The sequence below is a fragment of the Paraburkholderia acidisoli genome, from assembly GCF_009789675.1.
Lineage (GTDB): Bacteria > Pseudomonadota > Gammaproteobacteria > Burkholderiales > Burkholderiaceae > Paraburkholderia > Paraburkholderia acidisoli.
The window spans coordinates 29,607-54,564 of sequence record NZ_CP046913.1; the positions used below are offsets into that span (position 1 = coordinate 29,607).

The window sequence follows — 24,958 nt, forward strand, 5'->3', positions numbered from 1 at the left end:
CCCGCCGATATCGGACGTTTTATAGCGCGCCGGCGAGGCGGATCGCGGCGCGGCCGCCCCGCGCCACGACGGCGCCATCGCCCCGCGCGACGGCGTTGCGCCCACGCCACGCTACAATGGCCCGTTCTGGTTTTACTGACGCCGCGGCGCGCCGCGGCCCGCATCCGGTTTTTTCATGACATCCAGCCCTTCCCGGCGTCCCGCCGCGCCGTCCGGCGGCAAAAAACGTCCCGCATCGTCCGGGCGCCGCGAGCGTCCGGCGGCGAGCCAGGCCGTGCATCTGTCGCCCGACTCGCTCGGCTTCGCGCTCGACCAGGCCGCGCATGCCGTCGGCGCGGTGCGCGCGGGCGCGGCATTGCCCGCCGCGCTCACGGGCGCGTTCGCGGCGCTGCCCGGCGAATTCGCCATGACGGCGCGCGGCGCGGTGCAGGACATCGCCTACCGCACGATGCGGCGGCTCGGCACCGTCGACTGGCTGATCCGGCAGCGCGTGAGCAAGGCGCCGCCGCCGCTCGTGGCGAATCTGCTTGCCTGCGCGCTGGCGCTGTTGATCGACGATGAAGCGCACGCCGCCTACACGCCGTTCACCGTGGTCGATCAGGCCGTGCGCGCCGTGGCGGCGCGCCGTGAGATCGCGTTCGCGAAGGGCCTCGTCAACGCCGTGCTGCGCGGTTTCCTGCGCGAGCGCGAAGCCGCGCTGGCCGCCGCGAACGCCGACGAGGTCGCGCACTGGAACTATCCGCGCTGGTGGCTCGAGGCGGTGCGCGCCGCGTGGCCGCAGCAATGGCAGCCGATTCTCGCGAGCGGCAACGTGCAAGGTCCGCTCACGCTGCGCGTGAACGCGCGCCGCGCGAGCGCCGCCGACTACGTGCAGCGCCTCGCGGCGGAGAACATCGCGGCCGCGCAGATCGGCGAACAGGCCGTGAAGCTCGCCGCGCCGTTGCCCGTCGACCGCATTCCGGGCTTCATGGCGGGCGACGTCTCGGTGCAGGACGCGGGCGCGCAGGTCGCCGCGCAACTGCTGGGCGTGCGCGACGGCATGCGCGTGCTCGACGCGTGCGCGGCGCCCGGCGGCAAGAGCGGCCATCTGCTCGAACTCGCCGACATCGACCTGATCGCGCTCGAAAGCGACGCCACGCGCGCCGCGCGCATCGGCGAAAACTTCGCGCGTCTCGGCTTTGCGCAAGACGATCCCGCGCATCCGCAGCGGCGCGCGCGCATTGTCGTGGGCGACGCGGGCGAGCCCGCCGCGTGGCACGACGGCGAAGGCTTCGACCGCATTCTCGCCGACGTGCCGTGCTCGGCTTCCGGCATCGTGCGACGTCATCCCGACATCCGCTGGCTGCGCCGCGAAAGCGACATCGCCGCGCTCGCGAAGGAGCAGCGCCGTATTGTCGAGGCGCTGTGGCCGTTGCTCAAACCGGGCGGCGAACTGCTCTACGTGACCTGCTCGATCTTCCCCGAGGAAGGCGAGGCGCAGGCGCGCTGGTTTGAAAGCACCCACGCGGATGCGGTACGATTGGACGCGCCGGGGCAACTGCTGCCCACGGCCAGCGAGGCGCGGCAGCATGCCGATGCGCCGGCCGCAGTTCCGGATCGCACCGCAGACCACGACGGATTCTTCTACGCGCGCTTTCAGAAACGGTGACCTTCAAACGCTTCTTCCCGCTGCGGCTCGCGGCGCTGATCTGGCTGGTGCTGGCCGTCGTCGGCTTCACGGCCGTCGCGCCCGCGCGCGCCGACACGATCTCGGTGCAGCGCGCGTCGCTGCAAGCCGACGGCTCGGGCTGGAATCTCGACGCGCGCTTCGACTTCGACCTCAACAGCAGTCTGGAAGACGCGGTCAACAAGGGCATTCCGCTCTACTTCACCACCGACTTCGAACTCACGCGCCCGCGCTGGTACTGGTTCGACGAGCAGCCGGTGAGCGTGTCGCAAAGCATTCGCCTGTCGTTCCAGCCGCTCACGCGCGAATACCGCGTGTCGAGCGGCGGGCTGCAACTCGGCTTTCCCTCGCTGGCGGAAGCGCTCGCCGTCATCAAGCACGTCACGTCGTGGCACGTGATCGAGCGCAACGACGTGCACCCGGGCGAGACCTATACGGCTTCGGTGCGCATGCAGCTCGACGTCGCGCTGATGCCCAAGCCGTTCCAGATCGACGCGGTGAACAACCGCGACTGGAACCTCGCTTCCGACTGGAAGCGATTCAACTTCACGGTGACCGAACGTGCTAAATAAAGTGCGCCGCGCCACCAGCTTCAGCAGCGTCGTCGTCAAGCTGCTCGTGTCCACCGTTGCGTGCACCGCAACGCTGCTGCTCGTGCTGCTCGCGGCCGCGAGCGCGAACACCGAGTTCTTCGACCGCTATTACGGCTGGCTCTACGCGGCCAATATCGTCGTCGCGCTGATCTTCATGTCGGTGGTCACGGCGCTCGTGATCGTGATCGTCGTGCGCCTGAGGCGCGGCAAATTCGGCACGCGATTGCTGGCCAAGCTCGCGTTCTTCTTCGCGCTCGTGGGCGTGGTGCCGGGCGGCATCATCTACATCGTCTCGTATCAGTTCGTGTCGCGCTCGATCGAATCGTGGTTCGACGTGAACGTGGAAACGGCGCTCACGGCGGGCCTCAATCTCGGGCGCGGCATGCTCGACGCGTCGCTCTCCGACCTGCAGACCAAGGGCCGCCTGATGGCCGAGCAGATCGCGAACGGCGATTCGGCGGGCACGACGCTCACGCTGCTGCGCGCGCGCGACCAGTTCGGCGTGCAGGACGCGACCATCGTCGAACCGGTGCGCAGCATGTCGGGCGCGGCGCCGGACATGCACGTGGTCGCGCAGGCGTCGAGCAACTTCTCTTCGCTGATGCCGGCCGACCTGCCCACGCCGCTCATGATCGACCAGGCGCGCGGGCGCGGCTATGCGGCGATCGAAGGCGAGGTGGACGGCGACCCGCATCAGCTCGGCGCGAAGGGCGCGCTGCGCCTGCGCGTGGTCACGCGCATTCCCGATGCGAACACAACGGATCTGCAACCCGCCGAGCGCTTCCTGCAACTGGAGCAGCCCGTGCCCGCCGCGCTCGCGCGCAACGCCGACGCCGTGCAGCGCGCGTATCGCGAGTATCAGGAAAAGGCGCTCGGGCGCACGGGTTTGCGCAAGATGTATATCGGCACGCTCACGCTCGCGCTGTTCCTCGCGACCTTCGTGGCGATGATGCTCGCGCTCGCGCTCGGCAACCAGCTCGCGCGGCCGCTGTTCCTGCTCGCGCAGGGCACCAAGGAAGTGACCGAGGGCGACTACACGCCCAAACGCGAAATCAAGTCGCGCGACGAACTGGGCTTCCTCACGCAGTCGTTCAACGCCATGACGCGCCAGCTCTCGGAGGCGCGCCAGGCGGTGGAGAAGAACCGCATCGCGCTGGAGCATTCGAAGTCGTATCTGGAAAGCATTCTCGCGAATCTCACGGCGGGCGTGTTCGTGTTCGACCGGCAGTTCCGTCTGACCACGGCGAACCCCGGCGCCGAGCGCATCTTCCGTCAGCCGTTCCAGACGCAACTGGGCGTGGCGCTCGATCACATTGGCGCGTTGTCGGAGTTCGGCGCGATGGTGCGCAAGGCGTTCGCCGACCAGGAAGCGTCGCGGCGCGACGGCGACAGCGACAGCGAGCTCGATCGCGGCCACTGGCAGCAGCAGTTTTCGGTGCCGGTGCCCGGCGAAACCGATCCGCTCACGTTGCTCGTGCGCGGCGCGCGCCTCGTGTCCGACACGGGCCGCGACGCGGGCGACATGCAGACCTCGGGCTACGTGGTCGTGTTCGACGACATCTCCGACGTGATCTCGGCGCAGCGTTCGGTGGCGTGGGGCGAAGTCGCGCGCCGCCTCGCGCACGAGATCAAGAATCCGCTCACGCCCATTCAGCTGTCCGCCGAGCGTTTGCAGATGAAGCTCTCGGACAAGCTCGCGCCCACCGACGCCGAAGTGCTCAAGCGCGGCGCGACGACCATCGTCAATCAGGTCGCGGCGATGAAGCAGATGGTCGACAACTTCCGCGACTACGCGCGCACGCCGCCGGCGGTGCTCGCGAATCTGCAATTGAACGAACTCGTGAGCGAAGTGCTCACGCTCTATGGCGCGGAGGAAGGCAAGAGCGCGATCAAGGTCGAGCTTTCGCAACTGCCGGTGATCAAGGGCGACGCCACGCAATTGCGTCAGGTGATCCACAACCTCCTGCAAAATGCGCAGGATGCGGTGGCCGACACGGCGGCGCCTCGTGTAACGCTCGAGACGCGCGCCGTAGAATATGGGGACCCCGACGCGCAGGGCCGCACGCGCAAGGCGGTGCGTCTCACGGTATCGGACAACGGACCGGGCTTCCCGGCGCGCATTCTCACGCGCGCGTTTGAACCCTACGTCACGACCAAAGCCAAAGGAACAGGGCTCGGGCTCGCGATGGTCAAGAAGATCGTCGACGAGCATGGCGCGCGCATCGACATCCGCAATCGACTGAAGGCGGGCGATGTGATAGAAGGCGCGCAGATCTCGATTCTCTTTCTCCAGCTGGCGGACAGTTCGCCGGACGGTACCCCGTCCGGCTCGTCCGGTTCGGGCTCGCCGGGCGACAAGCCGCGTGCGGCGTCGGAGCGGGGATCAAAAGCAACAGTGCAGACAAGGGCAGCGTAAATGGCAACCATCCTGGTGGTAGACGATGAAATGGGCATCCGGGAATTGCTCTCGGAGATCCTCAGCGACGAAGGACATGTCGTGGAACTCGCGGAAGATGCGCAGCAGGCGCGCGAATTCCGGCAGCGCCACGTGCCCGACCTCGTACTGCTCGATATCTGGATGCCGGACACCGATGGCGTGACGCTGCTCAAGGAGTGGGCGGCGCAGGGTCAGCTCACGATGCCGGTCATCATGATGTCGGGGCACGCGACCATCGACACGGCCGTCGAGGCCACGAAGATCGGCGCGCTCAACTTCCTCGAAAAACCGATCGCGCTGCAAAAGCTGCTCAAGGCAGTCGAGCAGGGCCTCGCGCGCGGCACCGCGGCGCCGGTCACGCCGGCCTCGGCGGCGAACAAGCCGGTGGCGGGCGGCGTGGCGGCGGTGGCCTCGGCGGCGGCGCTGCCCGTGCTCGGCAACGACGGCGTGCCGGCGGGCGTGGTGGCTTCGCAAACCGCGTCCATCTCGTTCGACATTCCGTTGCGCGACGCGCGCGACGCGTTCGAGCGCGCGTACTTCGAGTATCACCTCGCGCGCGAGAACGGCAGCATGACGCGCGTGGCCGAGAAAACGGGGCTGGAGCGTACCCACCTGTATCGCAAGCTCAAGCAGCTCGGCGTCGATCTCGGCAAGAGCAAGGGCGAATGAGCCTCCGCGCGACCCGCGCGCGGAAGATTTTTGCGAAAGGTCTTGCGGGCAGCGGTTTGGCCCGCTATACTCTTCTCTCTTCGTTGGCCCGGTAGCTCAGTTGGTAGAGCAGCGGATTGAAAATCCGCGTGTCGTTGGTTCGATTCCGACCCAGGCCACCAGAATGTGCAGCCCCAGGAGATCGTTCGATTCCTGGGGCTTTTTCGTTGTCTTGCGGGGTCGTTTGCGTGTCCGGCCGACGTGCATTGCCGTACGTTTTCGGGCCGCGAACCGGTCGCCACGCGAGCCTGGCGGTATCCGCGGCATAAGCGTGACGGCGCTGTCCGCGCTGGGGCTGCGGCCTATACTGCCTGAGCCGGCGGGACGCCGGTCCGCGCGTCATCAAGCTTCAAGGCGAGACGTGGGCGCGGAAACCTCACTCACGGAGTTTCACGGTGACTCGAACTGAAGCCAAGGGCGCGCTCGTGCTGTTTTCCGGCGGCCAGGACTCGGCCACGTGCCTCGCATGGGCGCTCGACCGCTACGAGACCGTCGAGACGCTCGGCTTCGATTACGGCCAGCGTCATCGCGTCGAGCTGGAATGCCGCGACGGCTTTCGCGCCGCCATTGCGCGCACGTTCCCCGAATGGGCGAAGCGTCTCGGCGAAGACCATATGATCGACCTCTCGGTGCTCGGCTCGATCAGCGACACCGCCATGACGCGCGAGATCGAGATCGAAACGGCCGCGAGCGGCTTGCCGAACACCTTCGTGCCGGGCCGCAACCTCATGTTCATGCAGATCGCGGCGGCCATTGCGTACCGCCGCGGGCTCAAGGTGCTCGTGGGCGGCATGTGCGAGACCGACTTCTCGGGCTATCCCGATTGCCGCGACGACACCATGAAGGCGTTGCAGGTCGCGCTGAATCTCGGCATGGACACGCGCTTTCTGCTCGAAACGCCGCTCATGTGGCTCGACAAGGCCGACACGTGGCGGCTCGCGGAGCAACTCGGCGGCGAGGCGCTCGTCGACATGGTGCGCGTGGAAACGCACACCTGCTACGTGGGCGAGCGCGCCGAACTGCACGCATGGGGCTTCGGCTGCGGCGAGTGTCCGGCGTGCAAGCTGCGCAAGCGCGGCTACGAGGCCTATCTCGCGGGCGAGAACGTCACGGAAGCGCCGGTTTGAGCGTCCGCCAACAGGCGGCAGCAAGCGGTAAAAGCGCGGCAAAACAGCGGTAAAAGAGCGGCACATGATGCGGTAACAGCGGCGGGCGCGCACGGGCGGCGCGACAGGCCGGCTTACAATCGGCTGGGTGTATCGGTTTCGGCGCAGCGGGTTCTGGCTTCGAATCGACGATAACCTCGCCGAAACTCTCAGCGAAATCGCGCCCGATACGAACGCACGCGAACCCGCGCGCGTTCGACCCACATTCAGGCAGCAGCATGACTTACGCGGTAAAGGAAATTTTCTACACGTTGCAGGGCGAAGGCGCGAACGCCGGGCGCCCGGCCGTGTTCTGCCGGTTCGCCGGTTGCAACCTCTGGTCGGGCCGCGAGGAAGATCGCGCGGAAGCCGTGTGCCGCTTCTGCGACACGGACTTCGTGGGCACCGACGGCGAAAACGGCGGCAAATTCCGCACGCCCGAGGAACTCGTCGCGAAGATCGCCTCGCTGTGGCCCGAAGGCGAGCGCCACCGCTTCGTGGTGTGCACGGGCGGCGAGCCCATGCTGCAGATCGATCAGCCGTTCGTGGACGCGCTGCACGCGGCCGGCTTCGAGATCGCGATCGAAACCAACGGTTCGCTGCCGGTGCTCGAGACCATCGACTGGATCTGCGTGAGCCCGAAGGCCGACGCGCCGCTCGTCGTCACGAAGGGCAACGAGCTGAAAGTGGTCGTGCCGCAGGAGAACCAGCGTCTCGCCGAGTACGCGTTGCTCGATTTCGAGTATTTTCTCGTGCAGCCCATGGACGGTCCCTCGCGCGACCTGAACACGAAGCTGGCTATCGACTGGTGCAAGCGTCATCCGCAATGGCGCCTCTCGATGCAGACGCACAAGTACCTGAACATTCCCTGATTCCACGAAGACGCCGCCGTGCTGACCATCACCCGAAAACTCGAATTCGACGCGGGCCACCGCATTCCCGATCACCGCAGCCAGTGCCGTAATCTGCACGGTCATCGCTACGTGCTCGAGATCACGCTGCAAGGCGATCTCGTCGAGACCGAAGGCGCGCCGGACCGCGGCATGGTGATGGATTTCGCCGATGTGAAGTCGCTCGCGAACCAGTATCTCGTCGACCTGTGGGATCACGCGTTTCTCGTCTTCGAAGGCGACACGCAGGTGCGCGGTTTTCTCGAAACGCTGCCGGGCCACAAGACGGTGGTGATCGATCGCATTCCGACCGTGGAGAATCTCGCGGCGATCGCGTTCAACATTCTGGCCGAGGTCTACGACGCGCATTACGGCGTGAATCTGCGCCTGCACAAGGTGCGGCTCTACGAAACGCCGAACTGCTGGGCCGAAGTCGTGCGTGACTGACGTGTGCGAGCGAGCGCGCGGCTTTTCCGCCGCGCGCGGATAGCAGCACGCGCGCAACACGCGAGCACGACGCGAGCAACACACAAGCAAGACGCGTCCGTGATGCGCGAATGACGCACAAGCGCATCGCGCTCGCGCCGCGCAAGCCGGGTTTTCCGCGTCCGGCTCGCAAACTTTTGTCGCGGTATGATCGCTCCGGCAAGGCCCGCCGCACCCTCGCGCGCGGCCGACAACACTCAACGGAGCGAGACATGCCGGATGCCGCGTCGCCGGGCGTAACCGCCCGCGCGTGCCGCGCGCAACGTGCTGGCTCGCCGGGAGCACGGCGATGAGCACCTTCACCAATCCCCTCAAGGAACGCCTCAAGGAAGCGGAGCCGCTGTTCGGCCTCTGGCTTTCGATGGGTAGCGAGACCGCCGCCGAGGCGCTCGCGCACGCCGGCTTCGACTGGCTGCTCATCGACATGGAACACACGCCCAACGACAGCGCCGACATCGTCGCGCAACTGCGCGCGATCGCGGCCGCGCATCTGCCGACGGAGCCCGTCGTGCGCGTGGCGAGCAACGAGACGTGGCTCGTCAAGCACGTGCTCGACGCGGGCGCGCGCACGGTGATGTTCCCGAGCATCGATTCGGCCGAAGACGCGGCGCGCGCCGTGCGCCTCACGCGTTATCCGGACGTGGGCACCCCCGACGGCGAGCGCGGTGTCGCGGGCGCGGTGCGCGCGGCCGCCTACGGCATGCGGCGCGACTATCTGCGCAATGCCAATGCGCAGATCGCCACGATTTTGCAGATCGAAACGGCGCAGGCCGTCGAGCAGGTCGAGCAGATCGCGGCCGTGCCCGGCGTGGATTGCCTGTTCGTCGGTCCCGGCGATCTTTCCGCGAGTCTCGGCCATCTCGGCGACTCGAAGCATCCCGACGTGCAGGCGGCGATCCAGCGTGTGGTCGCGGCCGCGCGCGCGGCGGGCGTGGCGACCGGTATCTTCGCGATGGACGCGGCCGGCGCCAGGCAGTATCGGGAAATGGGTTTCAACTTCATCGCGCTCGCCGCCGACGTCATGTGGCTCGTGCGCGCGACGCGTCAAGCGCTGCAGGAGGCGCGGTCATGAGCGGTTCGAAAGCAAAGGTATTACGGGCGATGGCGTTGGGCGGCGTGACGGCGGCGGCGCTCGCGCTGAGCGCGGTCACGGCGGAGGCGGCACAAGCGGCGCAAGCGGCACAATCGACGCAAGCGACGCAATCGGCGGGGGAAACCAAAAACGGCGTGCCCGTCGCGCCCACGGATCCGCAGACGGCCAACGCCGTCGCCGATTACAACGCGGGCAATCTGAACGCGGCGCGCGCCGAGTTCCAGGCGGCGGCGCAGCGCGGCAACCGGCTCGCCGAATTCAACTACGCGATGATGCTGGTGAACGGCGAAGGCGGCGCCACCGACGTGGGCGAGGGCCGCAAATGGCTGCGCAAGGCCGCCGAGGCCAACATGTCGCACGCGCAATATGTGTACGGCAAGATGTACGACGACGGCGAGTTCGTCGAACGCAATCCGGCCGAAGCGCATCAGTGGTTTTTGAAGGCCGCGAAGCAGGGCCACACGCAGGCGCAGCTCGCGCTCGCGAACCAGTTTCTCGACGGGCGCGGCACCTCGCGCGACAACAAGCAGGCGTTCTACTGGTACAAGAAAGCGGCCGAAGGCGGCGACATGACCGCGCAGTACGTGGCGGGCTCGTTCTACGAGCGCGGCGGCGACGGCGTGGAGAAAAACATCAACGTGGCGCGCGCGTACTACGCGGCGGCCGCGGCGCAGGGCGATCCGGCGGCGCGGCTCAAGTTCCAGCAACTGAGCGCGCAGCTCAAGAAAGCGGCGCCCGCGCAGCCGCAGTAAGCGGGTTCGACATGCCGCTCAAGCAAAAACGCGCCGGAGATCCCGGCGCGTTTTTTTATCGGCATGCAACGAGGCAGCGTGGCTCAGCTCTGCATCAGACGCTTCTGCCGCCCGACGCTCATGATGAGGCCGATGGCGATGCCGAGCGTGGTGAGCGCCGTGCCGCCGTAGCTCATGAACGGTAGCGGCACGCCCACCACGGGCAGGATGCCGCTCACCATGCCGATGTTGACGAACGCGTAGGTGAAGAACGCCATGGTGAGCGAGCCGGCCAATAATCGCCCGAATAGCGTCGCGCCGTTCGCCGCGATATAGAGCCCGCGCGCGATCAGGCACATGTAGAGCGTGAGCAGCACGACGCCGCCCGCCATGCCGAATTCCTCCGAGAACACCGCGAAGATGAAGTCGGTGTGCTTTTCGGGGATGAATTCCAGATGCGACTGCGTGCCCTTGAGCCAGCCCTTGCCGAGCGGGCCGCCCGAGCCGATCGCGATCACGGCCTGAATGGTGTGGAAGCCCTTGCCGAGCGGGTCGGAGGTGGGATCGAGCAGCGTGCAGATGCGGTGCTTCTGGTAGTCGTGCATGAGCGGCCAGTTCACTTGCGGCTGGCAGATCTTGTCCTGGAACGCCGCGATCGACGCCACGGCGATCACGCCCGCGATCAGCACCGGCACGATCAGCTTGAACGAGAGGCCCGCGAAATAAATCACGAACACGCCCGAGGCGAACACGAGCACGGCCGTGCCCAGGTCCGGCTGCTTGGCGATCAACGCGACGGGCACCAGCAGGATCACGAAGCCCACCAGAAAGTCGTACCAGCGCATCACGCCTTCGCGGCGCTGGTAATACCACGCGAGCATCAGCGGCGTGGCGATCTTGAGGATTTCCGAGGGCTGGATGACCACGCCCACGTTGATCCAGCGCTTTGCGCCCTTGCGCGTGAGGCCGAACGCCGCCACGGCGATCAACAGCGCGATGCCGAAGGTGTACATCGGCACGGCGAAGCGCATGAGCGTGTTGGGCGGCACGTTGGCGAGACCCCACATCAGCACGAAGGTGAGCAGGATGTTGCGCAGCTGGTCTTCCACGCGGCCGGGCACGTCGAGGCTCGCGCTGTAGAGCGTGACGATACCCACGCACAGCAGCAGGAACACCGTGAGCGCGAGCGGGCGGTCGAAGCCGAGGAACATCTTGCGCAGCGTGTCGAGCACAGCGCGCTTGTCGATCTTGTCGAACTGGAGAAAGGGCATGGAGACTCTCCTACTCGTCGATGCCGCCCGTGGCGGGCTTGGGCGGCGGCGCGAGCGTCGCCGCCGCCGCGTTGGCGGGGCGGCGCTGACGATGCGGGCCGGGGCCGAAATGGCGCGGCAGCGAGGCGGCTTCGGGGCGCGCCGCGTTGTTCGCGGTGCCGCCGTCCACGGCGTCGGTGGTGTCGGGCGCGTCCGGGCTAACCTGAGCGGCTGCGTTGACGCGCGATTTCGTGTTCGCGGCTTTGCCGTTTTTCGCCGATGAAGCCGCGCGCGGCGCGTTGGCGCTCGATGCGGCGTTTTCAGCCGCGGCGTTGGACGCGGCGGCGTCCGATGCGGCCGAAGCGGGCGCGGGCGGCGGCGCCGTCACGGGCACGGGCAGCGGCGTGAAACCGGCCGCGACCTTCACGGGCGTGGGCGCCGCGGCGGGCGCGACCGCGCTACCGGCCGAGGCGCCCGCAGCCGCGCTCGCCGCCGCCGCACCCGAAGCCGCAGATGCCGGTGCCGCCGAAGCCGGTGCCGAAGCGGGTACCCCCGCCGAAGCCGCGCCCGGCGCCGTGCCGATCTGCGGTGCGGACGCATCTTCGGTGGCCGAAGCCGCGGCGGCCACGGCCGCCTGCTCCACGCCCGGCTTGAGGCGGTCCACCATCCAGTAATCGAGCACGCGCCGCGCGATCGGACCCGCGGACTGCGCGCCCCAGCCGCCGTTTTCGACGATCAGCGCCACCGCGATCTGCGGCTTTTCAGCCGGCGCGAACGCGATGAAGAGCGCGTGGTCGCGCAGCCGCTCGGCGAGCGCGTGCGCCTGATACTTGTTGCCTTGCAGCGAGAACACCTGCGCCGTGCCGGTCTTGCCCGCCGAGGTGTACGGCGCGTTCTTGAACACCTGGTACGCGGTACCGGACGGATTCATCGTCACGTTTTCCATGCCGCGCTTCACCACGTCGATGTCGGATTGCTTGACGTCGAGGCGGCCGCTTTCGCTCGGCACGGTCAGATGCTGCGCCTTCGTGATCGGATTCTCGATTTCCTTCACGAGGTGCGGCTTCATCAGAATGCCGTTGTCGGCGAGCGTGGCCGTGGCGTGCGCGAGCTGCAGGATCGTGAACGAGTTGTAGCCCTGGCCGATGCCGAGACTGATCGTTTCGCCCTCGTACCACCGCTGCTGCTCGGGGCGGCGGTACGCCTTGCGCTTCCATTCGGTCGAAGGCAGGATGCCGCGCGCCTCGCCCGCGATGTCGATGCCGGTTAGCTGCCCGAAGCCCAGCGGCTTCATGAAGTTCGCGATGTTGTCCACGCCCAGATCGTGCGCGAGCATGAAGAAGTACGTGTCGTTCGACACCATGATCGCGCGGTTCATGTCGACCCAGCCCTGGCCCGAACGCACGTCGTTATTGAAGCGGTGGCCGCCGAACATGTAGTAGCCGGGGTCGGAGAAGCCCCAGCCCGGCGTGCGCTTGTGCAGAGTGAGCGCGGCGAGCGCCATGAACGGCTTGTAGGTCGAGCCCGGCGGATAGGTGCCGTGCAGCGGCCGGTTGAGCAGCGGGTGATCGGGCGAGTTGTTCAGCTCGTCCCACGTTTGCTGGTCGATGCCGTCGACGAACGAATTCGGGTCGAAGCTCGGCGCCGAGACGAACGCGAGAATGTCGCCCGTGGACGGCTCGATCGCAACGAGCGCGCCGCGCTTGCCCGCGAACGCCTGCTCGGCCACCTGCTGCAAGCCGATGTCGAGCGAGAGCACGAGATTGTTGCCCGGCGTGGCCTGGGTGCGCGAGAGCGTGCGCACCGGGCGGCCGCCCGCCGTCACTTCCACTTCCTCGAAGCCCGTCAGGCCGTGCAGTTCGGTTTCGTAGCTCTGCTCGACGCCGATCTTGCCGATGTAGTCGGTGCCGTTGTAGTTGTTCGCGTCGAGACGCGGATCGTAGTGCTCGGGATCGCTGTCGTTTTTATCGGAGAGATCGTCGATGCGGTCCTGATCGCGCTGCGAAATCCGGCCGATATAGCCGATCACATGCGCGGCCGTCGGGCCGAGCGGGTATTGGCGGAACAGGCGCGCGCGCACTTCCACGCCGGGGAAGCGGAAGCGTTGCGCGGTGAAGCGCGCGACTTCGTCGTCGGTCAGGCGCGTGCGGATCGGCAGGCTCTCGAAGTTCTTGGAGTCTTCGAGCAGCTTCTTGAAGCGGCGCCGGTCGCGCTGGTCGATGGGGATCACGGTCGACAATTGGTCGATCGTGTTGTCCAGCGTGTCGGTGAGCTTCGAGGGCGTGATTTCGAGCGTGTACGCGGAGTAGTTCTTCGCGAGCACGACGCCGTTGCGGTCGGTGATGATGCCGCGGTTCGGCACGATCGGCGCGACGGAGATGCGGTTTTCGTCCGCCTGCAACGAGTACTTGCTGTGGTTCCAGACCTGCAGATAGAGGAAGCGGAAACCGATCAGCCCGAAGCAGACGAACACGAACAGCCCCGCCGCCGCGACGCGCAGGCGGAATTTCGAGAGCTGCTGCTGGGTGTCCTTGAATTCGGTCATGCTGTCAGGCCCGGACCCCGCGTTTCCGTGTGTGCGGAACGCCGGGGCGGAGTGCGTAAGAAGTAGTCAAGCCAGTCTTCCCGCGGCAAGCGGCGCGCGCCGCTCAGATCGGCCGCGTGTCGTCGGGATCGACGGGACGGCGCTGCGGCAACAGCAGCAGCACGCTCGCGATCGGCCAGAGCACGGCTTCGACGAAGCCGCTGATGAGATAACCCCAGCCAGGAAACGATGCGCCCATCAGCAGGCGGATCACGAAGGGCACGAGCTGCGCGCCCACGAGCAACGGCATGACGGCGAACATCTGCAGGCCGAGCGACATCCACAGCACGCGGCGATGAATCGTGATCGCGCCGTACGAAAGCAGCGTGTAGGCGAGCGCGTGCTCGCCGAGCAGGTTCGCGTTGTGCACGTCCATCAGCAGCCCGAGCAGGAACGCCACGCCCATGCCCACCTTGCGCGGCTGGTGGATGTTCCAGAACAGCAGCACGAGCGCGACGAAGTCGGGCACGCTGGCCAGCTTGCCCCACGGCAGCAGGTTCAGCAGGAACGCGGCCGCGAGACTGAAACCGATGAAGTACGGATTGACCGGCTGAAGAATGTATTGCGGACGCGGCATCAACGGCCCCCTTGCGCGGCGGGCTTGGCGGCCGGTTTGGCTTCGGTCTTCGCTTCCGGCTTTGCTCCGGCCTTGCCTTCGGCCGGTTTCGCCGCGGCCGGCGCGGGCGCGGCCTGCGCGGCGGAAGCGCCTGCCGGCGCGGCGGCCTTCTTCGCGTCTTCGGCTTTCTTGTCGGCGGCTTTGTCGTTCTTCGCGGCGCTCTTGGCGCCCTTTTTCTTGTCCTTCGCCTCGGCGGCCGCGGCGGCTTCCTCGGCCACGATCGGGTTCGGCGGGACCTGCGGCACGAAATGCAGCACCAGCACGTCGCGCGCGCCGCGCACGGCGGCGAGCGGCTGGCAGACCACGCGCGCGAATGCCGTGTCGGCCTGCTTGTCCACGCGCAGCACCTTCGCGACCGGCAGACCTTGCGGATACACGCCGTCGAGCCCGCTCGTGACGAGTTCGTCGCCCGTCTGCAGGTCGGCGCTGATCGGTACGAAACGCAGGTCGAGCAGGTCGCCCTTGGCGGTGCCGTAGATCACGCTGCGCAGGCCCGTGCGGACGACTTCCACCGGCACGGCCTGATCTTTATCGGTGACGAGCGAGACTTCGGACTGCATGGGGAACACGCGCGTGACCTGGCCGATCACGCCGTCTTCGGTGACCACGGGCGAGCCGTTCTGCACGCCTTGCTGCGAGCCGCCGCCGATCACGACCTTCTGCGTGAACGGGTCGCGCGTGTCGTACTGGATCTCGGCGGGCGTGGTGGGCGTGCCGATATGCTGCGACAGTTGCAGCAGCGCGCGCAGGTGCGCGTTCTCGGCGGCGAGCGACACGGCCTGGTTGGCCTGCTGCGAAAGCTGGAGATTGCGCGTCTGAAGCTGCGTGTTTTCCGCGCGCAGCGTGGAACTCGTCACGGCCAGATCGGCGGCGCCCATAAAGAGGTCGCGCGGCACGAGGGCCGCGCGTTGCAGCGGATAGAGCCCCGCGCCGAGCACGCCGCGCACGATCTCGAGCGTCTTGAAACGGGCGTCGGAGACCAGAAGCGCGATCGACAGCACGACGAAGAAGATCAGCCGTGCGAGTGCCGAAGGGCCTTGCTTGAACAGGGGCGGCGGACTGTATTCCATGGTCGGCGCCGGGGGCGTGTACGGTTCGGTGAAACAGGAGATGATGCAGCGGCGCCCCGAAGGACGCCCCGGCGCAGCACTTCGTTGCGGGCGGCGCGGCGGCGGCGGAACCGCCGGGCCTGCGGCGGCGCGCCGGACTCAGCGCGCCACGGTGCGCCCGCAGCGAAGGCGAGGCGCTTACTCGTACGAGAAGATGCTGCCCAGCTTGTCCATGCGCTCGAGCGCCATGCCCGAGCCGCGCACCACGCAGGTGAGCGGGTCTTCCGCCACCAGCACCGGCAGGCCGGTTTCTTCCGCGAGCAGACGGTCGAGGTCGCGCAGCAGCGCGCCGCCGCCCGTGAGCATCATGCCGCGCTCGGCGATGTCGGCGCCCAGTTCCGGCGGCGTTTGTTCGAGCGCGATCTTCACCGAGGAAACGATCTGGTTCAGCGGGTCGGTGAGCGCTTCGAGAATTTCGTTGCTGGAGATGGTGAAGCTGCGCGGAATGCCTTCCGACAGATTGCGGCCCTTCACTTCCATTTCCTTGACTTCCGAACCCGGGAACGCCGAGCCGATTTCCTTCTTGATGGCTTCGGCCGTTTGTTCGCCGATCAGCATGCCGTAGTTGCGGCGGATGTAGTTGACGATGGCTTCGTCGAACTTGTCGCCGCCCACGCGCACCGAACCCTTGTACACGATGCCGCCGAGCGAGATCACGCCCACTTCGGTCGTGCCGCCGCCGATGTCGACGACCATCGAGCCCGTGGCTTCCGAAACCGGCAGGCCCGCGCCAATGGCGGCGGCCATGGGTTCCTCGATCAGGTAGACCTGCGAGGCGCCCGCGCCGTGTGCCGCTTCCTTGATCGCGCGGCGCTCGACCTGGGTCGAACCGCAAGGCACGCAAATGATGATGCGCGGCGACGGCGAGAACATGCGCGATTCGTGAGCCGTCTTGATGAACTGCTTGATCATCTGTTCGGTCACGGTGAAGTCGGCGATCACGCCGTCTTTCATCGGGCGGATGGCTTCGATATTGCCCGGCACCTTGCCGAGCATTTGCTTGGCTTCCTTGCCGACGGCCTGAATCGTCTTCTTGCCGTTGGGGCCGCCTTCCTGGCGGATGGACACGACCGAGGGTTCGTCGAGGACGATGCCCTTGCCGCGCATGTAGATCAGGGTGTTGGCGGTGCCGAGGTCGATCGCCAGATCGTTGGAGAAGTAGCTACGCAGAAAACCGAACATTCAAAAATCCTGTCTCGCTTGTGGCCGTCCTTCCAGATGCCTGGACAAGGGCGGCAGCGGAAAAAATAACAGCCTCAGGGCGGGCGCAGCGCGCCGCCGCGAAAGCACCCCGGAAACACGCAAGGGGCGCCGCATGGGGCGCGCCGTCGGTCAAACGAAGGGGCCTGAGACTGCGGGGATGGTTACCGGAAGGCAGCCTGGTTGCGCTGCCCCGCGCTGCCCTTTGCGTGCTGCTTTGAGTCCTTTCTGGCCGTATCGTTCTACGTACGGAACTGAAAGGCGGGCGCAAGGCGGTCCGGGTTTGGGTCGAACGCGTAATGATACCTTATAATTTTGCCTGTTTTGCAGGATCCGGCCGGCAGTTTTTGACCTCGTCGAAGCTTTCGTCCACAGCCGGATCAGGCGCGATAAACCGCTGTTGCAGCACTGGATTTCCCGCACTGCCGCAGCCATTTTTTCCGGTGACCGCATGGCCCTGACCCTGAACGATGTGAAGCGAATCGCGCATCTCGCGCGCCTCGAACTGGCCGACGCCGAAGCCGGCAACACGCTCGAACGCCTGAACGACTTCTTTGGCCTCGTCGAGCAGATGCAGGCCGTGGACACGACCGGCATCGCGCCGCTCGCGCACCCGATCGAGCAGATCGAGGATGTTGCGCTGCGTCTGCGCGAAGACGCCGTGACCGAAATCGTCGACCGCGAGGCGCTGCAACGTCCGGCGCCCGCGGTACAGGACGGACTTTACCTCGTGCCGCGCGTGATTGAGTAAACGCTGAGCATTTTTTAGCTTTTTTCGAAATCCTTCGAGTCGTCGGAACGATTCGAAAAACGGCACGGACTCCGAAGTTTTCGCGCGGTTTCGCGGGCGTTTTAAGAACGTTTCGAAACGCGCGCCCCGCAAACCGGGCGTGCGCCGCAAAGACCGCGGCCGCGCCGCGCAGGAGCCGCCGGATATCGCCGGTTACACCGTGACGCTCTTCCAGGAATCACGCAATGCATGACAAAAGCTTGACCGAACTGCGCGCCGCGCTGGCTGCGAAGGAATACTCCGCAGTCGAGCTGGCCCAGCACTATCTGAGCCGGATCGAGGCGCACAAGGACCTGAACGCCTTCGTCGACGTCAATCCGGAACTGACGCTCGCGCAGGCGAAGTCCGCCGACGCGCTGCTGCACTCGGGCCACGCCGGCCCGCTCGCGGGTCTGCCGCTCGCGCACAAGGACGTGTTCGTCACGCGCGGCTGGCGCTCCACGGCCGGCTCGAACATGCTTGCAAACTATGTGAGCCCGTTCGACGCCACCGTGGTCGAGCGCCTCGAGCGCGCGGGCATGGTCTGCCTCGGCAAGACCAACATGGACGAATTCGCCATGGGTTCGTCGAACGAAAACTCGTTCTTCGGCGCCGTGAAGAACCCGTGGGACACGAAGGCCGTGCCCGGCGGCTCCTCGGGCGGCTCGGCCGCCGTGGTCGCCGCGCGCCTCGCGCCCGCCGCGACCGGCACGGATACGGGCGGCTCGATTCGCCAGCCGGCGTCGTTCTCGGGCATCACGGGCATCAAGCCCACCTACGGCCGCGTCTCGCGCTACGGCATGATCGCGTTCGCCTCGTCGCTGGACCAGGGCGGCCCGATGGCGCGGAACGCCGCCGACTGCGCGCTGCTGCTCAACGCCATGGCCGGTTTCGACGAACGCGATTCGACCAGCCTGCAACGCGACGACGAAGACTACACGCGCTTTCTCGGCCAGAACTGGACGCCGGACGCCGCCGCGGGCAAGCCGCTCGCGGGCCTGCGCATCGGCCTGCCGAAGGAATACTTCGGCGCGGGTCTCGCCGACGACGTGCGTGCCGCCATCGACGCCGCCCTGAAGACCTACGAGTCGCTCGGCGCCACGTTGGTGGAAGTCACGCTGCCCAAGACCGAACTGTCGATTCCCGTGTACTACGTGATCGCGCCGGCGGAAGCCTCGTCGAACCTCTCGCGTTTCGACGGCGTGCGTTTCGGCCATCGCGCGGCGCAATACGGCGATCTGCTCGACATGTACAAGAAGTCGCGCGCGGAAGGCTTCGGCCCCGAAGTGAAGCGCCGCATTCTGGTGGGCGCCTACGTGCTCTCGCACGGCTACTACGACGCGTACTACCTGCAGGCGCAGAAGATCCGCCGCATCATCGCGAACGACTTCCAGGAAGCGTTCAGGCAGTGCGACGTCATCATGGGACCGGTGGCCCCGAGCGTGGCGTGGGATATCGGCGCGAAGGGCGACGATCCGCTCCAGATGTACCTCGCGGACATCTACACGCTCTCCACGAGCCTCGCGGGCCTGCCCGGCATGAGCGTGCCGTGCGGCTTCGGCGCGGGCGCGAACGCGCAGCGACCCGTCGGTCTGCAGATCGTCGGCAACTATTTCAACGAGGCCCGCATGCTGCAAGTCGCCGACGCGTTCCAGCGCGCGACCGAGTGGCATCGCCAGGCGCCGGCAGGGGTGTAAAGCATGAGCACACAGTGGGAAGTCGTTATCGGTCTCGAGACGCACGCGCAGTTGTCGACCGTCTCCAAGATCTTTTCGGGCGCGTCCACGCAATTCGGCGCGGCGCCCAACTCGCAGGCCTGCCCCGTGGATCTCGCGCTGCCGGGCGTGCTGCCGGTGATGAACCGCGGCGCCGTGGAGCGCGCGATCCGCTTCGGTCTCGCCATCGGTTCGACCATCGCGCCGCGCAGCATCTTCGCGCGCAAGAACTACTTCTACCCCGACCTGCCGAAGGGCTATCAGATCAGCCAGTACGAGATTCCGGTCGTGCAGGGCGGTCAGATCACGATCCAGGTGCCGGCCAACGAAAAGGCGGGCAAGGAAGCGTACGAAAAGACCGTCAACCTCACGCGCGCGCATCTGGAAGAAGACGCGGGCAAGTCGCTGCACGAAGACTTCGCGGGCATGACCGGTATCGACCTGAATCGCGCCGGCACGCCGCTGCTCGAAATCGTTACGGAACCTGAAATGCGCAGCGCCGCGGAAGCGGTCGCCTACGCGAAGTCGCTGCACACGCTCGTGGTGTGGCTCGGCATCTGTGACGGCAACATGCAGGAAGGCTCGTTCCGCTGCGACGCGAACGTCTCCGTGCGCCCGGTCGGCCAGAAGGAATTCGGCACGCGCGCCGAGATCAAGAACCTGAACTCGTTCCGCTTCCTCGAAGAAGCCATCCAGTACGAAGTGCGCCGTCAGATCGAGCTGATCGAAGACGGCGGCACGGTGGTGCAGGAAACGCGCCTTTACGACCCGGACAAGCGCGAAACGCGCTCGATGCGCAGCAAGGAAGACGCGCACGATTACCGTTACTTCCCCGACCCCGACCTGATGCCGCTCGTGATCGACGCGGCGTGGGTCGAGCGCGTGAAGGGCGAGATGCCCGAATTGCCGGCCACGATGCAGTCGCGTTTCGTCGAGCAATACGGCGTGACGGCGTACGACGCGAACGTGCTCACCTCGAGCAAGGCGATGGCCGCGTACTTCGAAGCGGTCGTGGCGAAGGCGGGTGCGGCGCAGGCCAAGGCCGCCGCGAACTGGCTGATGGGCGAAGTCTCGTCGCAATTGAACCGCGAAGGGCTGGAGATCGCCGCTTCGCCGGTCTCGGCCGCGCAGTTCGCGCTGCTGCTCGCGCGCATTGCCGACGGCACCATCTCGAACAAGATCGCCAAGGAAATCTTCCAGGCGATGTGGGACGAGAAGGCCACCGACGAAGGCGCGGTCGACCGCATTGTCGAGGCGAAGGGGCTCAAGCAGATTTCGGACACCGGCGCGCTCGAAGCGATCATCGACGAAGTGCTCGCCGCGAACGCGAAGTCGGTCGAGGAGTTCCGCGCGGGCAAGGAAAAGGCGTTCAACGCGCTGATCGGCCAGGCGATGAAGGCCACCAAGGGCAAGGCGAACCCGCAGCAGGTCAACGAGTTGCTCAAGAAGAAGCTCGGCTGAGCGGGCAAGACAAGCGGTTGGCAGTCGACGAAGGCGGCGTTGCGCGTGACGTGTGACGCCGCCTCGTCGTTTCAGAACGAGGTGAACAGCATGCCGAAAACCCCGAACTCCGACGCGAAACTCGACGCGCGCGTGAACGCGCTGCTCGACGACTACCGCGTGCCGTTTTTCGGCGACAAGAAAGCGCAGAAGTTCGCGCTCGACGCGCTCGATCCGGGCGCGAAGCCGTTCTCGACGGGCAGCAAGGACAGCGACCGCGACCGTCTTTCCGACATCGGCAACCGGCTCGACGTGCAGCAGGAACGCCTGCACGCGCAGCGTCATCAGCGTGTGCTGCTGGTGCTGCAAGGCATGGACACGAGCGGCAAGGACGGCACGATCCGCGGCGTGTTCCACGAAGTGGATCCGCTCGGGCTGCGCATCGTGCCGTTTCGCGCGCCCACGGCCATCGAGGCGGCGCACGACTTTCTCTGGCGCGTGCACGCGCAGACGCCGGCCGCCGGCGAACTTGCGATCTTCAATCGCAGCCATTACGAAGACGTACTGGTGCCGCGCGTGATGGAGCAGATCGATCAGGCCGAATGCGAGCGCCGCTATCGCCAGATTCGCGAGTTCGAAGCCATGCTCGCGGAGAACGGCACGACCATCGTGAAGTGCATGCTGCACATCTCGAAGGACGAGCAGAAGCGCCGCCTGCAGGCACGCATCGACGACGAAACGAAGCACTGGAAGTTCGATCTCTCCGACCTCGAGGCGCGCCAGCACTGGGACGCGTACCAGGCCGCGTACCGCGATCTGCTCGCGGCCACCTCCACCGAATGCGCGCCGTGGTACGTGGTGCCCGCCGACTCCAAGACGCATCGCAACGTGATGGTGGCCGAGCTGCTGCTGCGCCTCATGGAAGGCCTCAAGCTCGAATATCCGCCGGGCAAGCCCGAACTGAAGGGCGTGAAGGTCGACTGAGCGCCGCCCGAACTCACGCTCGAATCGCGCTGGAATCCCGCTCGATTCGAGCGCAAACCGGACGCACCCGCCTCGCCCGCCGAGGCAACCCAAAACAAGAGGAAAACACCATGTTCCGTGTGATCACCGCGAATCTGAACGGCATCCGTTCGGCGGCGAAGAAGGGCTTTTTCGAGTGGTTCGGCGAGCAGAAAGCCGACGTGCTCTGCGTGCAGGAAATCAAGTGCTCGCAGGACGACATGACGCCCGAATTTCTCGCGCCGCACGACTTCAAGGGCTATTTCCAGCATGCGGTGAAGAAGGGCTACAGCGGCGCGGGCGTGTACTCGCGCCACGAGCCGGACGACGTGATCATCGGCTTCGGCAGCGCCGAATTCGATCCCGAAGGCCGCTATGTGGAAACGCGTTACGGCAAGCTCTCGGTGATCTCGGTGTACGTGCCGTCGGGGTCGAGCGGCGAGGAGCGCCAGGCCGCGAAGTACCGCTTCATGGACGAATTCATGCCGCATCTGGCCGAACTCGCGCAGGAGCGGGAAGTGATCGTGTGCGGCGACGTGAACATCGTCCACAAGGAAATCGACATCAAGAACTGGAAGGGCAACCAGAAGAACTCGGGTTGCCTGCCCGAAGAGCGCGCGTGGCTCACGAAACTGTTCGACGACGTGGGTTATGTGGACGTGTTCCGCACGCTCGACACGCGCGCCGAGCAGTACACGTGGTGGAGCAACCGCGGTCAGGCCTACGCGAAGAACGTGGGGTGGCGTATCGATTACCAGATCGCCACGCCGGGCGTCGGGCACACGGCGAAGAAAACGTCGATCTTCAAGGACATCAAGTTCAGCGACCACGCGCCGCTGACGATCGACTACGACTACAAGGTGAAGGGCTGACCTTGGCGCGCGCGCCGCACTGCGGGCGCGCTCATTGCCCGGCGAGCTTGCGCCGTTGCGGCGCGGCCATGCCTTCGTAGTCGGGCAGCGCGTCGAGCGGTTTGCCGATGGCCTTGGCGTAGAGCGGCATCATGTCCGCGAGCCGTTTGGCGATGTCGGCGCGGCGCGCGGGCGTGTACGGATGCACGTAGATGAAGCCCTGATCGCGGTCGGCGCGCGTGGCCACCGCGAGTTTGTCCCACAGCGTGAGCGCCGCGCGCGGGTCGAAACCGGCGCGCGCGGCGATGTCGCCGCCGATCACGTCGGCTTCGGTTTCGTCGGCGCGGCCGTAGTGCATTTCCACCAGTTGCGAGCCGATCCCGAGCGGAAACACGCCGAGGTCGGCGAGACCGAACAACTGCGGCACGCTGCCCGATTCGATCTGCGCGGCCTGTTGCTCGCCGAGGCGTTCGCGCACGTGCTCGCGCACCGCATGCGCGATCTCGTGGCCGAGCAGCATGCCGAATTCGTTGTCGTTGAGCTTCACGCGGTCGAGCAGGCCGCCGTACACGACGATCTTGCCGCCCGGCAGGCAGTACATGCGGATGTCCGTCGAGCGGATCACCGCGACTTCCCACTTCCAGTTCTTGACGCGATCGCTCCACTTGAGCGCATACGGCGCAAGCCGGTCGACGAACGCGCGCACGCGCTGCACGCGCGGGTCGCTATCGGCATAAAGACGGTTCGAATGGGCCGCGCCGCGCACGATTTCGTTGAATTCGGAGGCGGCCTGCGCCTCCAGCATCGGCGAGGGAATCAGGTTGCGATACACGGCGCTGTTGCCGAAGCGCACGACGCGGCCGGTGTTCGGCGCGATGGCGGCGGCGGGCGCGCTGGTCGCGGCCGGGCTGGAACCGGCGCCGGCATTCGTGCTCGGCATGGTGCCCGGGTTCGCGCCCGTGATCGCGCTGGCGGCGCTGTTGACCGAAGGTGCATCGGCGCTCGACGGCAACGCGGCTGCCGCACTGGTCGCGCTCGTGGCGGCGGGGTTGTCGGCGGCGAGCGCCACGCGCCACGCGGGCAGCGCGGCGGCCAGCACCAGCATTCGGGTCAGCACCTCGGCCGCGGCGCGTGCGACAACGCGCCCCCGCCGCCGCGTGTTGCGGTGCGGAACGTGCGGCGGCACGGCGTCTTTCACGGTGCCTGGCACGGTAGTCGGGTGCTGCGTCACGACCGGATTCTCCACGGGGCGATACGGATGAGCAGGAGCATACCCGGTACGGCGAGTGCCGTGCAGACGATGAAGTAGTCGAACCAGCCGATGCGGGCGACCACGTAGCCGCTCGCGGCCGAGGCGAGCGTGCGCGGCACCGAGGCGAGGCTCGTGAAGAGCGCGAACTGCGTGGCCGTGTAGCGCGGGTCGGTGGTGCTGGCGATATAGGCGGTGAACGCGGCGAGCGTCAAACCGGTCGCGAAGGTCTCGAAGCCGTACACCAGCGCGAGCGCCGCCGCGCGCGGATCGAGTGCGAGCTGCAGATTCGCGCCGAACACGTGCGCCACGGCGGCCACCGCGTGACTCGCGCCGAGCACCACGTCGTAGATAGCCGCGAGCGACGCCGAGCCGTCGTGCAACTGCGCGAGCCACGCGAAGCCGAGCGTCGAGATCATCTGCAGGAAACCGAAGATCCACAGCCCGCGTCCGATGCCGATTTTCACGAGCGCCACGCCGCCCACGATGCCGCCCGCGAGGCTCGCGCCGAACGCCGTCATCTTGGCGATCACGCCGATCTCGGTGCGCGAGAAGCCGATGTCGAGGAAGAACGACGTCGAGAGCGTGGTGGCCATCGTGTCGCCGAGCTTGTAGAGGAAGATGAACGCGAGCACGAACAGCGCGGCCGCGAGCCCGTCGCGGCGCACGAATTCGACGAACGGCTGCGCAATCGCCTCGCGCAGGTTTTTGGGCGGCGCGCCGTGCACTTCGGGCTCGCGCACCACGAGCGTCATGAGCATGCCGGGAATCATGAACGCGGCCGTGACGACGAACACCGTGCTCCACGGCAGATGGTCGGAGAGGATCAGCGCGAGCGAGCCGGGCACGAGCGCGGCGATCTTGTACGCGTTCACATGCACGGCGTTGCCGAGGCCCTGCTCGGTGTCACGCAGCAGTTCGCGGCGATACGCGTCGATGGCGATATCCTGGCTCGCGCCGAAGAACGCCACGAGCGCCGTGAGCGCGGCCACGGTCCAGATCGAGTCCTTCGGCGAGACATAGCCGAGCGTGCCGATCGCGAATGCCACGAGGATTTGCGTGACGAGCATCCAGCCGCGCCGGCGGCCCGGCTTCCAGCCCGGCAGACGCGGCACGTAGCGGTCCATGAGCGGCGCCCAGACGAACTTCCACGTGTAGGGAAACTGGATCAGCGCGAACAGGCCGATTTCCTTGAGATTCACGCCTTCCGAGCGCAGCCACGCCTGCACCAGATACACGAGCGTGAAGAGCGGCAATCCCGACGTGAAGCCGAGAAAGACGCAGATCAGCATGTGCGTATTCAGATACGCACGCCAGCCGGGATGGGATTCGTGAGCGTCGAGAGAGCGTGCCTCGTGCGGCGGATTCGGCATATCGGGCGTGAGCGGCGGCGGTGTTGAGTGAGTTGGGTGGAAAAACACGCG

General features: G+C 66.7%; 21 protein-coding genes and 1 tRNA gene. 15 read left to right on the forward strand and 7 right to left on the reverse strand.

Annotated elements, in window-relative coordinates:
- Nucleotides 1–175 precede the first annotated feature (175 nt).
- The 10 genes from rsmB to FAZ98_RS00175 all read left to right on the forward strand — a co-directional run bounded on the left by rsmB (nt 176) and on the right by FAZ98_RS00175 (nt 9,770).
- Nucleotides 176–1,648, forward strand: a complete 1,473-nt coding sequence (gene rsmB, locus FAZ98_RS00130) for a 16S rRNA (cytosine(967)-C(5))-methyltransferase RsmB (protein ID WP_158947613.1) — start codon at nt 176–178, stop codon at nt 1,646–1,648.
- The gene (locus FAZ98_RS00135; protein ID WP_158947615.1) at nt 1,645–2,238 is read left to right on the forward strand and encodes a DUF4390 domain-containing protein; all 594 of its coding nucleotides are present in this window, start codon (nt 1,645–1,647) and stop codon (nt 2,236–2,238) included. Before rsmB ends, FAZ98_RS00135 begins: the two co-directional genes overlap by 4 nt.
- Nucleotides 2,228–4,675 (forward strand): sensor histidine kinase, encoded by a 2,448-nt coding sequence (locus FAZ98_RS00140; RefSeq protein WP_158947617.1) that lies wholly within the window; start codon nt 2,228–2,230, stop codon nt 4,673–4,675. Before FAZ98_RS00135 ends, FAZ98_RS00140 begins: the two co-directional genes overlap by 11 nt.
- On the forward strand, nt 4,676–5,365 hold the full coding sequence (gene esaR / locus FAZ98_RS00145; protein WP_158947619.1) for a response regulator transcription factor EsaR: 690 nt from the start codon (nt 4,676–4,678) through the stop codon (nt 5,363–5,365). It begins immediately after the preceding gene.
- A gap of 85 nt (nt 5,366–5,450) precedes the next feature.
- Nucleotides 5,451–5,526: transfer RNA gene (locus FAZ98_RS00150), tRNA-Phe, on the forward strand.
- 273 nt (nt 5,527–5,799) lie between these two features.
- Entirely contained in the window at nt 5,800–6,531 is a 732-nt protein-coding gene (gene queC, locus FAZ98_RS00155; protein WP_158947621.1) for a 7-cyano-7-deazaguanine synthase QueC, read from the forward strand.
- 257 nt (nt 6,532–6,788) lie between these two features.
- Nucleotides 6,789–7,421 carry a 7-carboxy-7-deazaguanine synthase gene (queE, locus tag FAZ98_RS00160; protein ID WP_158947623.1) on the forward strand — a complete coding sequence of 211 codons (633 nt, stop codon included), beginning with the start codon at nt 6,789–6,791 and terminating at the stop codon, nt 7,419–7,421.
- Nucleotides 7,422–7,442: 21 nt separating this feature from the next.
- Nucleotides 7,443–7,886, forward strand: coding sequence for a 6-carboxytetrahydropterin synthase QueD (gene queD, locus FAZ98_RS00165; RefSeq protein WP_158951803.1), 444 nt, complete (start codon nt 7,443–7,445; stop codon nt 7,884–7,886).
- Nucleotides 7,887–8,214: 328 nt separating this feature from the next.
- Nucleotides 8,215–8,997 carry an HpcH/HpaI aldolase family protein gene (locus FAZ98_RS00170; RefSeq protein ID WP_158947625.1) on the forward strand — a complete coding sequence of 261 codons (783 nt, stop codon included), beginning with the start codon at nt 8,215–8,217 and terminating at the stop codon, nt 8,995–8,997.
- Nucleotides 8,994–9,770, forward strand: coding sequence for a tetratricopeptide repeat protein (locus FAZ98_RS00175; protein WP_158947627.1), 777 nt, complete (start codon nt 8,994–8,996; stop codon nt 9,768–9,770). Before FAZ98_RS00170 ends, FAZ98_RS00175 begins: the two co-directional genes overlap by 4 nt.
- Nucleotides 9,771–9,853: 83 nt before the next feature.
- Here the strand turns inward: FAZ98_RS00175 and rodA are convergent, their stop codons facing one another.
- The 5 genes from rodA to FAZ98_RS00200 form a co-directional block, all read right to left on the reverse strand.
- Nucleotides 9,854–11,020, reverse strand: a complete 1,167-nt coding sequence (gene rodA, locus FAZ98_RS00180; protein WP_158947629.1) for a rod shape-determining protein RodA — start codon at nt 11,018–11,020, stop codon at nt 9,854–9,856.
- Nucleotides 11,021–11,030: 10 nt separating this feature from the next.
- On the reverse strand, nt 11,031–13,544 hold the full coding sequence (gene mrdA / locus FAZ98_RS00185; protein WP_233272625.1) for a penicillin-binding protein 2: 2,514 nt from the start codon (nt 13,542–13,544) through the stop codon (nt 11,031–11,033).
- 103 nt (nt 13,545–13,647) lie between these two features.
- Nucleotides 13,648–14,160: a rod shape-determining protein MreD gene (gene mreD, locus FAZ98_RS00190; RefSeq protein ID WP_158947631.1), complete on the reverse strand. Its 513-nt coding sequence runs from the start codon at nt 14,158–14,160 to the stop codon at nt 13,648–13,650.
- On the reverse strand, nt 14,160–15,269 hold the full coding sequence (mreC, locus tag FAZ98_RS00195; protein ID WP_158947633.1) for a rod shape-determining protein MreC: 1,110 nt from the start codon (nt 15,267–15,269) through the stop codon (nt 14,160–14,162). The genes mreD and mreC overlap by 1 nt, the downstream gene beginning before the upstream one ends.
- 177 nt (nt 15,270–15,446) lie before the next feature.
- Nucleotides 15,447–16,490, reverse strand: a complete 1,044-nt coding sequence (locus tag FAZ98_RS00200; RefSeq protein ID WP_004189550.1) for a rod shape-determining protein — start codon at nt 16,488–16,490, stop codon at nt 15,447–15,449.
- Between the two features lie 469 nt (nt 16,491–16,959).
- On the opposite strand from FAZ98_RS00200, the gene gatC reads away from it, so the two are divergent.
- The 5 genes from gatC to FAZ98_RS00225 all read left to right on the forward strand — a co-directional run bounded on the left by gatC (nt 16,960) and on the right by FAZ98_RS00225 (nt 22,306).
- A complete protein-coding gene (gene gatC / locus FAZ98_RS00205; protein ID WP_028203206.1) occupies nt 16,960–17,259 on the forward strand; it encodes an Asp-tRNA(Asn)/Glu-tRNA(Gln) amidotransferase subunit GatC in 300 nt (99 codons plus the stop codon).
- A gap of 224 nt (nt 17,260–17,483) precedes the next feature.
- On the forward strand, nt 17,484–18,974 hold the full coding sequence (gene gatA, locus FAZ98_RS00210; protein ID WP_158947635.1) for an Asp-tRNA(Asn)/Glu-tRNA(Gln) amidotransferase subunit GatA: 1,491 nt from the start codon (nt 17,484–17,486) through the stop codon (nt 18,972–18,974).
- Nucleotides 18,975–18,977: 3 nt separating this feature from the next.
- Nucleotides 18,978–20,453, forward strand: coding sequence for an Asp-tRNA(Asn)/Glu-tRNA(Gln) amidotransferase subunit GatB (gene gatB, locus FAZ98_RS00215; RefSeq protein WP_158947637.1), 1,476 nt, complete (start codon nt 18,978–18,980; stop codon nt 20,451–20,453).
- 90 nt (nt 20,454–20,543) lie between these two features.
- Nucleotides 20,544–21,416 (forward strand): PPK2 family polyphosphate kinase, encoded by an 873-nt coding sequence (locus FAZ98_RS00220; RefSeq protein WP_158947639.1) that lies wholly within the window; start codon nt 20,544–20,546, stop codon nt 21,414–21,416.
- Nucleotides 21,417–21,526: 110 nt separating this feature from the next.
- A complete protein-coding gene (locus FAZ98_RS00225; protein WP_158947641.1) occupies nt 21,527–22,306 on the forward strand; it encodes an exodeoxyribonuclease III in 780 nt (259 codons plus the stop codon).
- A gap of 31 nt (nt 22,307–22,337) precedes the next feature.
- On the opposite strand, the gene FAZ98_RS00230 is transcribed toward FAZ98_RS00225, so the two are convergent.
- Together FAZ98_RS00230 and FAZ98_RS00235 are read right to left on the reverse strand one after the other, a co-directional pair.
- The gene (locus FAZ98_RS00230) at nt 22,338–23,402 is read right to left on the reverse strand and encodes a M48 family metallopeptidase (RefSeq protein ID WP_407672016.1); all 1,065 of its coding nucleotides are present in this window, start codon (nt 23,400–23,402) and stop codon (nt 22,338–22,340) included.
- 110 nt (nt 23,403–23,512) lie between these two features.
- Nucleotides 23,513–24,907: an AmpG family muropeptide MFS transporter gene (locus FAZ98_RS00235; protein ID WP_158947643.1), complete on the reverse strand. Its 1,395-nt coding sequence runs from the start codon at nt 24,905–24,907 to the stop codon at nt 23,513–23,515.
- Between the last annotated feature and the right edge of the window lie 51 nt (nt 24,908–24,958).